Here is a 13,342-nt window from a genome sequence, read left to right as displayed (position 1 = left end):
TTTCACTCAACTGTCGATTTTGCAGAAAAGCTGAAACCGTCACTCAAGGTTAATGACGTCGAATGATCGCAGGTCGATCGTATGCGGTATCTCGTTGACCGATACGATCGACAGTCGGGGCGCGGCGCGGCGGGTGAAGGTGCGCAGATGGCGGCGAACTTCGTGGCCGCACAGCAGCACGGGCGCCAGGTTCTGCTGCATCATCGCGTCGACCATGGGCACCAGCTTGCGCATGAGCTGCTCGGCCAGCCGGGGTTCGATCACCAGGCCGCTCTTGCCGTCGCTGCGGCGCACGCTCTCGGCGATCTGGGCCTCGACGCGGGGGCTGAGGCTGAGCACCGCGAGCTGCTCGTGGGCGCCGCGCAGGTCATGGCAGATGCCGTGGCTCAGCTTCTGGCGCACCAGTTCGGTCAGCTCGGCGTGGTCCTTGGTGGCGCGGGCCACGTCGACCAGGGCCTCGGCGATCAGGTCGACATTGCGGATCGAGACGCTTTCGGCCAGCAGGTTCTGAAGGATCCGCTGGATGTCCGACACGGTCATCAGGGCCGGGACCAGTTCCTCGATGAGGCCGGGCTGGCGGGTGCGGACGCCTTCCAGCATCTGAACGACCTCGGCGCGCGTCAGCAGCGACGGGGCTTCCACGCGCATCACCTCGCCCAGGTGGGTCATCAGCACCGTGACGGGGTCGACCAGGGTGTAGCCGGAGTCCTGGGCGTGGTCGCGCTGCTCGGAATCGATCCAGACGCCGGGCAGGCCGAAGGCCGGATCCCGCGTCTCCAGCCCGGTGAGGGGCGGCTTGGCCGGTCCTGTTCCGATCGCCAGGGTCTGCTGGGGATAGAGCTTGCCGTGCGCGTGGCGAGAGCCCGACAGCACGATCTCGTAGGCGTTGGGATCCAGATGCGCGCCGTCCTGGAAGAGCACGGCGGGGAACGCAAAGCCGGTGGCCTTCTCCTGCTGGCGGCGCAGGGTGGTGATCCGGTCGCTGAGCAGGGGCTTCATGGCCTGCCACTGCTGGCCCAGCTCGCGGCCGAGCAGGACCTCGACCGGCGGGGGCGCGCGATTTTCACCGGCGCCGGCCTCGTCGGCGGGCGCGTCTATGCTGGCGCCCATCAGGTCGTCGTCCTGGGGCTTCTTGCGCGTGGCGAACCAGACGGCGCCGAGCACGGCGATCAGGATCAGGATCGGCCACTTGGGCATGCCGGGCAGGGCCAGCAGGACCAGCAGGGCGCCCAGGACGATCAGCGGGATCTTGGGGATCGACGAGAGCTGGTTGAACACCTCGCCGCTCAACTGTCCGTCGGCGGATGAACGCGTGACGATGATGCCGGTGGCCACCGAGATGATCAGGGCCGGCACCTGGGTGACGATGCCGTCGCCGATCGTCAGCAGGGTGAAGGTCTTCAGGGCCTCGCCCCAGTCCATGCCCATCTGCGCCACGCCGATGAACCAGCCGGCGAAGATGTTGATCAGCAGGATGATCACGCCGGCGACGGCGTCGCCTTTGACGAATTTGCTGGCCCCGTCCATGGCGCCGTAGAAGGCCGCTTCCTTCTCCAGCTCCTTGCGGCGGCGCTTGGCCTCGTGCTGGTCGATCAGGCCCATGTTGAGGTCGGCGTCGATGCTCATCTGCTGGCCGGGCACGGAGTCGAGCACGAAGCGGGCGGCGACTTCCGAGACGCGCTGGGCGCCCGAGGTCACCACCACGTACTGGACGACGACCAGGATGAAGAACACCACCAGGCCGACGACGTAGCTGCCCTGGACGGCGAAGGAGCCGACCGCGTCGATCACCTGGCCGGCATGGCCCTGGGTCAGGATCAGCCGCGTGGCCGCGACGTTCAGCGCCAGGCGGTAGAGCGTCGCCACCAGGAGCAGCGACGGAAAGGTCGAGAACGACACCGGCTTGGCGACGTAGAAGGTCAGCAGCAGGATCGTCAGGCCGAGCGAGAAGTTGGTGATGATGAACAGGTCCAGCAGCGCCGCCGGAATGGGCGTGAACAGGATGAGCAGGATCGCCACCACCCCGCCGACCAGATAGAGGTCCTTGTTCTTGCTGATGAGACGCTGGATCATGGCACTATGGTTCCCTGGCGGGGTGTTCACGCCGGCGCTCGCGCAGCGTCATGTAGATCCTGGAGACGGGGCCGTAGTAGTCGGGCGGCACGGCCTGCCGTAGCTGGCAGCTGCGGTAGAGGGCCCGGGCGAGCGGCGGATCGGGCACGATCGGCACGCCGTAGCTGAAGGCCACCGCCTTGAGGCGCTGGGCGAACTGGTGGGCGCCCAGCGAGACGACGATCGGCGCCTCCATGCTGCCCGGGTCGTAGCGCAGCGCCACGGCGAAGTGGGTCGGGTTGGTCAGCAGCACGTCGGCCCCGCGCATGTTGCGCAGGCTCTGGCTCATCTTGACGAATTCACCGTGCAGCTGCCTGCGCCGCTGCTTGATGCGCGGCTCGCCCTCGCGGTCGCGGGACTCGCGGCGCAACTCGCGGCGGCTCATCCGCATCTGCTTGAGGAACTCGCGGCGGACCAGCCACTGATCCAGGAGGGCGAAGACCAGGGCGCCGCCGACGAAGAACATCAGCAGCCGGAAGCTGGTCCCGCCCATCGCCTGGGCCAGGCGGGCGGCGTCGGTCGCGGCGGGGCCGTCCACGGCCCAGGCGGCCTGCACGATCACGGCGACGAGCGTGGCGTAGACGCCGAACTTCAGGATCGTCTTGGCCGTCTCGATCAGGGTGCGCACCGAGAACACCCGCTTGAAGCCCTTGGCGGGGCTGAGGCGCGAGAAGTCCGGCTTCAGGGGCTGGGTGGAGAAGACCAGGCCGGTCTGCACCAACTCGAACACGCCCACGACCAGGAAGATGGTCGCGCACAGAAGCGTCAGGGGGCGGAACATCGAGGTCAGGACGCCGGCGGTGACGATCAGGATCTCGTGGCGGCTGGCCGAGACGTTCGGCGCGGCGACCAGGGCGTGCGCGGCCGCGCGCGTGAGCTGGGACCACACCGTGTCGCCGCTGATCCACAGATAGGCCAGCAGGGCGAACGAGCCGGTCAGGAAGCTGAGGTCCATGCTCCGCGCGACGCTTCCCTTTTCCCGCGCCTTCTTCAGCTTGAAGGGGGTGGGCTTCTCCGAGCGGTTCTGTTCGGTGTTCTCCATCCTAGAGCAGGCCCGGAATGGCTTCGAGCGTCACGATCGCCAGCCGCGCGAGCAGGGCGCCCACCGAACCGATCATGATCGGCAGCACCAGCAGCAGAAGCAGGGTCTTCACCTGCAGGCCCAGGATCAGGACGTTCATCTGCGGCATGGTCCGCGCCATCAGGGCGATGGCGACATCGGCGATGAACAGGGTCAGGACCGCCGTGGCGACCACGCCGAAGCTGGTCATGAACACCACCGACATGAAGGCGGTCAGCGGCCGCAGGCTCTGGGGCGCGTGGCCCGTTCCCAGGGGGATCGCCTCGACCGAGGCCCGCAGCAGGCGCAGCAGCTCGGCGTGGCCGTCCATGGCGAAGAACACCGCGCCCGCGGCGTAGGCCAGCAGCGTGCCGACCAGCGGCGTCTGCCCGCGGGTGGTGGGATCGATCAGCATCGCCAGGCCGAAGCCGGCCTGGATGTCCACGGTCCGGCCGGCCAGGTAGAGGCCGGCGAACATCACCTGGAACGCCAGGACGAAGATCGCGCCCAGCAGCAGCTCGCGCGCCGCGGTCGCCAGCAGGTCGCCGGCCCCGAAGGCGGCGGCCCATTGCTCCTGGGGCAGGGACGAGGTCAGGAGGCCGGCCAGGCCAAGGCCCAGGAACACGCGGAAGACCGGCGGGGTGCGCGTGAGGGTGAACGGCGGCGCCATGGCGAAGACAGGGCCGATCCGCAGGCTCAGGAGCAGGCTGGTCACCACCCACGAGGTCAGGGTTTCGAACGCCATGGCCTCAGACGAGCGAGGGGATCATCTGGATCAGATGGGTGGCGAAGCTGGTGATGCGGCTCATCATCCAGCCGCCCAGCGCCATCAGCACCAGCACCGAGACGATCAGCTTGGGCACGTAGCTGAGCGTGGCTTCCTGAAGCTGGGTGGCCACCTGCAGCACGCTGACGACCAGGCCGACCAGCAGGGCCGCGATCAGGACCGGGGCGGAAACCACGGCGCTGTTCCAGAACAGCAGCTTCATCAATTCCAGAGCCTGATCGGCGCTCATCGTACTCACCCGCCCGCGAGCCTGACCTCCCACAAGCGGACGTTACGAACAAGAGGCGATCGCAACGAATGGACGAGTTAGTTGGGGCCGGTCTGCAACCGAGGCTAGCGCGCGCCGGATCGCAGGTCCTGGACCGCCCTTTTCAGCAGCGCGGCCGAGTTGGGCTCGCCCTGGAGGGTCTCGACCACGCGCTCGACCACCTGCTGGAACTTGGCCTCGTTCAGAAGCTCGCTTCCGAAGCCTTCGGCCAGCACGGCCTCGATCAGCGCGCGGCTCAGCTGCCGGTCGTCGACGTCGCGCACGGCCGCCAGGGCGTAGACGCTCTCGATCGTGGCGGCGTCCCGCGTCGTGGAGCGTGTCGTCCGCGCCTTGCCCGCCGTTCCGGCCGACCGCGCCTGCAGTCGTCGGCGCAGCAGGGCCACGAGGCCGTCGATGTTGGAGATGGGATCCACGAGCGCTTGGCGTCCAGGGCGAGTGATGCCCAGCCAGCCTTAGCGGAGTTGAAGGCGGGCGCAAACCCGCCGCTCGGAACCGCGATAGCCGTGGGGCTGGCTTGCCGGGTGGGGAGGGCGCTAGGCGTTGTTGATCTGGGCCGTGGCGCGCGCGTTTTCGAGTATGCGTTGGGCGAGTTCCGGGTCGCCTTCGGCCTGCCTGCGGGAAATTTCCTCGGCGATCTCCGTGGAGCCGCGTTCCATGGCGAACGAGACGGCGTCCATGTTCTTCATGAAGGGACCGTCATAGGAGACCTTCGTGTCCATGCCGTGATCGAGCAAGGCCACCGCTGATGGCAGGCTGTTGGCGACGATCGATGAGAAAAGAGGATTTCTGACCGAGGTGGACGTATCTATCCGGGCTCCGGCGGATAGCAGTATCGCCACGATATCGGCGTGTCCGCCCAGGCAGGCGTCGCAAAGCGCCCCGCGCCCTTCCCGACTGTCGCCCTTGTTCACGTCGGCTCCGAGCGAGAGCAGCAGCCTTACGGCTTCGGCATTACCTTCCCGTGACGCGTAATGCAGCCAGGCGCCGCCCGCGAATGGCGTGAACGCGCTTACCTGGCCAGGATCTTCCGCGAACAGGTCGCGAAGAGCGGAGATATTTCTATCTCTTATCGCGGCGGAGATCTTCGGGTTGAAGCGAACCTGTTCCAAGTTGGTCTCACTTGTGTCGCTGGGTGGCAAGTTCGCCATGATAGCGCAAGATGGCCTCGACATCCGCTCGCGACCCACGCACCGCGCCAAGATCTTCAACCAAGGGCCTGAGCGCTGCCGTTGAGTGCTGACCAGCCACACGGTTTGGAGCCCATGTGAGGTTCTGAGGCCCAAACTCCGGGTGAATGCCCACTTCTCTTAGGATCGACTGACCCTCCAGCACAAGCGCGCGTTGCGACGGCTGGCCCTGCTTGAGCAGTATGTGGTGTGCGTGCGGATCGAACATGCCCTGCGGGATCGGTCCGACGGTTTCGTTCAATATGCCACGATACGCCCGGTTACCGCCCCCAAGCTCAAGGCCGCGCATCAGCGCGCCTTCCAGTTCGCCATGGCGGCCGAAGTTGCTCGACAGTCGCGCGGCCTGGCTGGCTTCGATATTGGCCAGCACGCCGGCTCGTACCGGCGAGGCCGCGCCTTGCAACGCCAGGGCCTCGGCCGTTATGGCGCGCCCACCCAGCGCCATGGCCCGCATGCCCTGCAGGCCCTTGATCCCGGCCCCACCGGGATAGAGGGAGACGCCGTAGTCGACGATCTTGTCGCCGGCGGCGTAGCTCCCGGCGGCCACGCGGTTGAGGTCGTCGCTGGCGAGGTCGGCGCCGATGGCGCGCAGCTGGCTGACCTCGGCGCCGACCGCGGACTTGACGTCGGCCACCAGGTCACGCCGGCCCGAGATATAGTCGCTGGCCCGTTGCGCGATCGGATCGGTGAGCGTGCGGATGTTGGGACCCGGCAGGCTCAGGCCGGTGGCGTCCTGCAGCATCCCGTTGGCGACGCCCAGCGGACTGGCGTTGACGCCCACGACAGCCACGGTCTTGACCGTGCTGGTCACCAGGTCGACCGCCGAGTCGGCCGCGCCGAGAGCCAGGTTGGAGTTCATGACGGCCTGCTTCTTCAGCGCCGCGCCGAAGCCGGGCATGCCGGCCCGCTCGAAGCCGTTCCCGGCGCTGTAGAGGGCGTAGCTCGGAAGCGCCGTGGCCAGGTAGACCTTGGACTGGACGTCGGATTTCACCTTGGCGGCGGCCAGGTCGAAGACGTTGTTGGCGAACGCCACCGAGCCCGAATAGCCGTCGGAGAATTGCTTGTGGAGCCTCTTGCCGACGACGATCACCTCGTCGAGGAGGGTCGGGCCGTCGCCGCCGGCGGACGCCGAAGCGGCCGGCGGACGATAGTCCAGGCTCGTGCGCACGGACTTCGCGGCGTAGTTGATCGCCCCGGTGATGCTCCCTAGCGGATCCTTCAGGAAGCGGCCGATGGCGCCCCGGGCGCGCTCCCACAGGCTGGGCGGGGCCGACGAGCCGCCACCGCTGCTTCCGCCGCCGCCGCCCACCGGCTCGCCGGGCGCGATGAAGAAGCGGATCCCGTCGAGCTCGTCGATTAAGTTGCCGTTGTCATCGCGATAGAGCCCGGGAATGCCCGTCCCGCCGCCGCTGCTGACTTGCGGAGGCGCGGGGCTGTCGTTGCTCGAGGCTTGCTCGGAAGCGGATGCGCCGCCTCCGATCCTGCCGGCGATGGCCCGGCCGATCGTGCTGCCGACCACGCTGGGCAGCAGGGCGTTGATGTTGTCGCCGAAGTCCGAGCCGTCGATCAGGCTGCGCGCCCCGGCCCCGGCGATCGCCGCGGCCGTGCCGGTCAGGGCTGGCTTGAGGAGCTTGGGCGCGGGGACCCAATTGGCCTTGCCAAGGGCCTGGCCGACCACGCCGTCGGCGCCGGCCATCACCGCGCTGACCGCCACGTCGGTCCAGCTGAACTTGTCCTGCAGGCCGGTGGCCACCGCCACGCCCTGGCTGACCACGTTGGACGCCGCGGCCTTGAGCATCTGCTCCAGGATGGTGCCCTTCGGGTCGCCGGCGACCATGGCGGTGAGGGCGGCCTTGCCGACCGCCTTCCAGCTGAACTTGTCCTGGACGCCCGTGGCCATCGCCGTCAGCTGTCCCGCGGCGCTGCCGATGGCGGCGCTGCCGGCCAGAGCGGCGGCCGTGGCCGCGCCGGCCTTCATCCCGAGCGCCGCCGAGCCGGCATGCAGGATGGGGTAGGTCACGATCGTCACCACGATGGCCACGACCGCGGCCAGGATGCTGCCGATGACCCCGCAGCCCTTGCCCTTGCGGGTCGGCGCCACCTGGTCGGGCGCGACCGAGCCCAGCGCCCGGGTCGGGTCGTAGGCCTGGAAGGTGTCGCTGCTGTGGTGGATGTTGGTGACCTGGGCCGGCAGTTGCAGCCGCGCGCCCTGGACCAGGGTGTCGGCGCCGGTCAGGCCGTTGAAGTTGGCGATCAGGTACCACAGGCTGGCGTCGCCCCAGACGCTGGCGGCGATCGACTGCAGGGTGTCGCCCTGTACGACCGTGTAGGTCGGCGCGCCCTCGGCCTCGGCCAGGGAGTTGGCGTTCAGCGGGTCGTACTGCTGGTCCATGTCGGCGTAGGAGGTCGCCGCGCCGCCCTGGAAGGCCGTGCTCTGGGCCCCCGACGAGCGCTGGGCGATCGAGGCGGCGTAGTTGGTCTTTCCGTTGGGGCCGTCGTTGCCGATGTTGGCCCGCTGGATGTTGTTGAAGCGGTAGTAGTACTCGACCGGGTTGGCCGAGGCGGCGCTGGCTTCCTTGCGCGAGATGACCTGGCCAGCGGCGTTGGTGACGTAGTTCACCGTGCGTGGACGGCCGTCCTGGATACCCACCGAGACCACGTTGCCGCTGGTGTCGTAGGTGAAGGTCGAGGTGTTGACCGCCGACTTGGTGATGTCGGGCCGGATGGTGATGGTGTTCTGCTGGGGGCCGTCCCACCAGACATAGGTGTTGACGGTGTCGCTGGTCGGCTGGGCGGTGGTCTGGCCCGACTTGATCTGGCTGGAGGTCGTGCGGCTGTGCACCACCATCCCGCCCATGTAGCCGCCGGTATAGACGCCGCCGCCGACATCGGCCCGGTAGTCGTAGGTGGTGTTGGCGGTGATGATCGCGCCGTCGGACTGCAGGGTCGAGGTCTGGGACAGGATCACCTGCGAGCCGGCGTCGTAGGTCGACTCCTCGCTGTAGGCGATCTTGCCGTCCGCGCCGTACTCGGTGTGCATGGTCAGGCGGCCCATGCTGTCGCGGACGTTGCGCACGCGAAGGGCGCCGTTGATGAAGACGGTCGAGAGATAGCCGCTGGCCGTATAGGCGTAGGTCTCGTTGTTGCCGGTCGAGACGGCCGACTTGCGCCGTCCCGCGGCGTCGTAGGTCAGGTCGACGCCCGTCTCGCCGCGGCCGATGGTGTTGCCGGCCGCGCCGCGCACCTGGGTGACCGCGCCCTGGGCGTCGAGCAGGGCGCCGCCGGTGGTCACGAAGCGGTTCATGCTGTCGTAGCGGAACCACTGTTCCCTGTTGGTCAGCGCGCTGGACACCAGGTCGCGATAGGTCGAGGCGATCAGCCGGACATTGTTGTTGGCGTCGTACTCGTAGTTGATGTCGACCGGGTTGGCGCCGTCCTCGCCGCTGTCGATGAAGCGGGTGGTGCGGCCGAGCGCGTCATAGGTCACCGACGCGTCCTGCAGGGACCGCGTCCACTGATAGGCCAGGCCCTCCTCGTCATAGCCGGTGTAGGTGACGAGGGTGGTTTCCCGGGTGCGCCGGCCGGCGGCGTCATAGCCGTAGGACTGCGTCGACTGCGATCCGCCGGCGCCGAAGTTCAGGTTGACCTCGGAGGCCAGGGCGCCGGTGTTGAAGTAAGTGTAGCGCAGGTCCTGGCCGACGCTGTTGGTCTTCTGGACCAGGCGGCCGGCCGCATCGTAGGTCAGGTTCGTGACGTGGCCGCCGAAGTCGGTCTCTCCGGCCAACCGGTCGAAATAGTCGGTCCTGGTGCTGGAGGTCAGGCCCGCGGCGTTGGTGGTCGTCTGGATCCAGCCGCCGAACACGCCCAGGCCGCTGGTGGCCAGCGAGGCGTCATAGGCATAGGCGTAGGTGGTCGCATAGCCGTTGAAGTCGATCTGCGAGACCACCCGGCCGTTCAGGTCGTAATCGGTGCGCTCGGCCAGGGCCGTGGTCCCCAGCTGCGAGTTGGCGTGGCGGATGCGCTGGCCCAGGCCGTCATAGGTGTAGCTGTCGACGAGGCTCTGGGCCGAGCCCGACAGGCCGATGAACTGCTGGCGGTTCAGGATGCTGCCGTCGGCGAAGCGGATCTCGCTGACGCCGTACTGCGTTCCCATCAGCTGGTTCGTCAGGAGAATGCGGTCGCCGATCCCGAAGGCGATGATCAGGTTGCTGCCGCTGCCGGTGAAGTAGAGGTCGGCGGCGGTGATGCCGGGGCCCAGTTGCAGCACCGAGGTGCTGACGCCCGAGCCCTGGTCGGCCCGGATCTCCACCGCGCCATAGCCGGCGTTGAAGACATAGGTGTCGCCGCCGCCCCGGCCCGCCACGTAGTGGGCCAGGCCCTGGGTGTCGAGGGTCTCGGCGGCGGCGGTGCCGTAGATGCGCCGGTTGGCCCACGAGCCGCTGGCGATCAGGTCGATCATCTGCTGGCGGTTCAGCGTCGAGCCGTCGTCGAACTCGACCAGGTCGACGCCGTAGTAGGTGCCGCTCAGGAACTGGTTGGTCACCTGCACCCGGTCGCCGTTGGGACCGGTGATGATCAGCGCGGTGTCGGCGGCGGAGAAGATCAGGTTGGCGAGCGAGAAGCCGGGGCCGAACTTCAGGACCGAACCGGCGCCGGAGGACTGCTGGATCTCAAGCGGACCGTAGCCGGCCTCATAGATGAAGGTGTCCGCCCCGCCCCGGCCGTTCACGTAGTGGGCCAGGCCATGGGTGTCGAAGGTCTGGGCCGCGGTCGAGCCGTGGAGATTGCGATTGGCGGCCGACCCCGTGACCACCAGGTCGAGAAGCTGCTGGCGGCCCAGCGTGCTGCCGTCGGCGAACTGGAGCGTTCCGACCCCGTAGTAGTCGGCGCTGGTGAACTGGTTGACCAGCCGGATCTCGTCGCCGCCGGCGGCGGTGATGGTCAGCATGCCGTTGCTGTCGGCCGAGAAGGTCAGGTTGGACGCCGAGAACCCCGCGCCCATCAGCAGCACCGAGTTGGTTCCGCCGGCCTGGTTGATCTCCAGGGCGCCGTAGCCGACGTTGTAGACGAAGGTGTCGGTTCCGCCGCGGCCGTTGGCGAAGCCGGCCAGGCCATGGGTGTCGATGATCTCGTTGCCCGACGAGCCATAGATGTTGCTGTTGGCGGCCGAGCCGCTGACCACCAGGTCGAGCATCTGCTGGCGGTTCAGGGTGGACCCGTCGGCGAACAGGATGGTCCCGACGCCGTAGTAGGTTCCGCTGCTGAACTGGTTGATGAGCTGGATCCGGTCGCCCGCCGCGCCGGCGATGGTCAGGCCGCCGTTGCTGTCGGCGGTGAACACCAGGCCGGCCAGGGTGATGCCCGCGCCTAGTTGCAGCACCGAGTTGGAGCCGTTCGACTGGTTGATCTCCAGCGCGCCATAGCCGGCGTTGTAGATGTAGGTGTCGGTTCCGCCGCCGCCGGTGATGCGGCTGTAGAAGCCCGCGCTGTCCAGCGTCTCGGAAGCGGCCGTGCCCGACAGGGTCCCGCCGCTGGGCGTGGAGGGCGTGATGGCCGCCGTGATCTGCTCGCGGCTGAGGACCGTGCCGTCGGCGAACTCGATCGAGCCGATCCCGTAGCTGGTGCTGGCGTACTGGTAGTCGACGACGATCCGGTCGCCCGCCTGGCCGGTGATGATCAGGTCGCTGCTGGTCTTGGTGAAGCGCAGGCTCGAAAGGGTGATGCCGGCGCCGAACCGCAGGACCGATGAAGTCCCGGAATATTGGGTGATGGTCAGGGCGCCGTAGCCGGCGTTGTATAGGAAGGTGTCGGCTCCGCCGTTGCCCCGGATGTAGTGGGCCTGGCCGTGGGTGTCGAAGGTGTCGGCGCCCGAGGTGCCGTACAGATAGCGATTGGCGGCCGTGCCGCTGGTCGCGATGTCGATCATCTGCTGGCGATCGAGCGTCGTGCCGTCGGCGAACTGCAGCAGGCCGACGCCGTAGTTGGAGCCGTAGAACTGGTTGCTGATCTTGACCCGGTCGCCGTTGGCGCCGGTGATGATCAGGTTGCCGCTAGAGTCGCCTGCGAACGACAGGCCGGCGATCGTGATGCCGGCGCCGAACTGCACGATGGAGTTGGAGCCGAAGATCTGGCTGATCTCCAGCGCGCCGTAGCCGGCGTTGTAGATGAAGGTGTCCTGGCCGCCGCCGCCTTGGGCGTAATAGGCCAGGCCATGGCTGTCGAAGGTGTCGGCGCCCGACGTTCCGTAGAGGCGGGGGGTGTTGGCCGTGCCGGTGGTCGCCAGGTTGACCAGCTGCTGGCGGTTCAGGGTCGTTCCGTCGGCGAACTGGACCAGCCCTATGCCCCAGCTGGATCCGCCGAACTGGTTGTCGACCTGGATGCGTTCGCCGTTGGGGCCAGTGATGATCAGGTTGCTCAGGTAGTCGCTGGAGAACACCAGGTTGCTCAGGTCCAGGCCCGCGCCCAGCTGCAGGACCGAGTCCGTTCCGTAGACCTGCTGGATCTCCAGGTCGCCGTAGCCGGCGTTGTAGACGAAGGTGTCGGCGCCGCCCTCGCCTCGGATGTAGTAGGCCTCCCCGCGGCTGTCGAAGGTGTCGGCCCCCGATGTGCCGTAGAAGGCGCGGTTGCCGGCCGAACCGGTGAACGCCAGCTGGGCGATCTGCTGGCGGTCCAGCGTGGTTCCGTCCCCGAACCTGATCAGGCCGACGCCATAGACCCGGCCGAACTGGCCGGTGACCTGGATGCGGTCGCCCTGGGCGTTGACGATGATCAGGTTGCCGCTGGAGTCGCTGGTGAGCAGCACGCTGGAGAGCGTGACGCCCGGCTCGAACTGCAGGATGCCGACCGGGGTGGTCAGGCCGGTCCAGGCGTTGATCACCACCGATCCCACGCCGGTGCGGACCAGGAAGGTGTCGGCGCCGCCGTTGCCGTTGATGATCGACGGACCGCGGATATCGAAGGTTTCCGCGCCCGTGGCGCCGTTGAAGGTCAGGGGCGTGGAGGTCGAGGCGTGGGCCAGGCTGACGAGGCGGCCCATGCCGTCATAGGTGCGGGTCTCCACTGCGCCGATCTCGTTGACGCTGGTGCGGGCGTCGCGGAACACGTCGTAGCCGGTCTGGACCACGCCGCCGTCGGCATGCCGCTCGGAGATCACCAAGGCCGCATCGTCGCCATAACCGCTGCCGGCGAGGAGTTGCCTTGTGGTTAGGGCGCCGTTGGCGTCGCGCAGGCCGACGAGGCGGCCGGAGACGTCGTAGTAGTTGGTGGTGGCGGGTGAGACGGCGTGGACGGCGCCGGTCTCGTCGGTGACGTTGACGGTGGGCAGGGCGGTGGTCAGCAGCTTGCCCAGGGTGTTGTAGGTGTAGAGGCTCTGGCCGCCGAGGGCGTCGGTCTGGGAGATGGTCTCGCCGAAGGCGTTGTAGGCCCTCTGGGTCTGGATGGCGGCGAAGACGCCGGCGCTGGTCTCGCGGAAGGGCTGGCGGGTGGCGATGGCCTGGTTGCGGGCGTCGAAGGTGGTGATGGTGGCGGTCAGGCCGGCGACGGGGGCCGCGCCGACGGCGTGGGCGCCGTTGGCGGTGGCCAGGGCCAGGGCGTCCGCCAGGCTGAGAGCCGACAGGTCCGCGCCCGAGGAGGCGAGGGTCAGGGTCTGGTTGCCGGCGGCGTCGTAGACATGGAGGCGCGCGACGCCGTCGTCGCCGAGATCGCGCCAGACCCGCCCGGCGGCGTCATAGGCGTAGGTCTGCTGGGCGCCGCCGTTGACGCCTTGCACGACCACTTCGCCGAAGGCGTTGTACTGGGTCTGGCGGGCGTCGCCGACCGTCCAGGTGGCGCCGTTGAGGCTGGCGTTGGCCTGGAAGACCGCCCGGCCGGCCAGGTCGTAGCGGACGGCCTGGGCCTCGGTGACGGAGGCGCCGCTGGACAGCAGGCGG

The 13,342-nt window shown here is 68.2% G+C and carries 7 protein-coding genes; all 7 read right to left on the bottom strand.

Going from position 1 to position 13,342, the window contains the following annotated elements:
• Positions 1 to 39: 39 nt before the first annotated feature.
• Positions 40 to 2,073: a flagellar biosynthesis protein FlhA gene (locus tag DDF62_RS22005; protein WP_116491091.1), complete on the bottom strand. Its 2,034-nt coding sequence runs from the start codon at positions 2,071 to 2,073 to the stop codon at positions 40 to 42.
• Positions 2,074 to 2,077: 4 nt separating this feature from the next.
• Entirely contained in the window at positions 2,078 to 3,154 is a 1,077-nt protein-coding gene (locus DDF62_RS22000; RefSeq protein WP_116491090.1) for an EscU/YscU/HrcU family type III secretion system export apparatus switch protein, read from the bottom strand.
• Position 3,155: 1 nt separating this feature from the next.
• A complete protein-coding gene (locus DDF62_RS21995) occupies positions 3,156 to 3,917 on the bottom strand; it encodes a flagellar biosynthetic protein FliR (RefSeq protein WP_116491089.1) in 762 nt (253 codons plus the stop codon).
• Positions 3,918 to 3,921: 4 nt separating this feature from the next.
• Positions 3,922 to 4,188 carry a flagellar biosynthesis protein FliQ gene (gene fliQ / locus DDF62_RS21990; protein ID WP_116491088.1) on the bottom strand — a complete coding sequence of 89 codons (267 nt, stop codon included), beginning with the start codon at positions 4,186 to 4,188 and terminating at the stop codon, positions 3,922 to 3,924.
• 104 nt (positions 4,189 to 4,292) lie between these two features.
• Positions 4,293 to 4,640, bottom strand: coding sequence for a hypothetical protein (locus tag DDF62_RS21985; protein ID WP_116491087.1), 348 nt, complete (start codon positions 4,638 to 4,640; stop codon positions 4,293 to 4,295).
• A gap of 120 nt (positions 4,641 to 4,760) precedes the next feature.
• A complete protein-coding gene (locus tag DDF62_RS21980; protein ID WP_165832336.1) occupies positions 4,761 to 5,336 on the bottom strand; it encodes an ankyrin repeat domain-containing protein in 576 nt (191 codons plus the stop codon).
• 7 nt (positions 5,337 to 5,343) lie between these two features.
• Positions 5,344 to 13,342: calcium-binding protein (locus DDF62_RS21975; RefSeq protein ID WP_165832335.1), on the bottom strand; the 7,999-nt coding region annotated here is incomplete at its 5' end.

Source organism: Caulobacter radicis, assembly GCF_003094615.1.
GTDB classification, from domain to species: Bacteria; Pseudomonadota; Alphaproteobacteria; order Caulobacterales; family Caulobacteraceae; genus Caulobacter; species Caulobacter radicis.
This window is presented reverse-complemented; position numbering and strand designations above follow the sequence as displayed.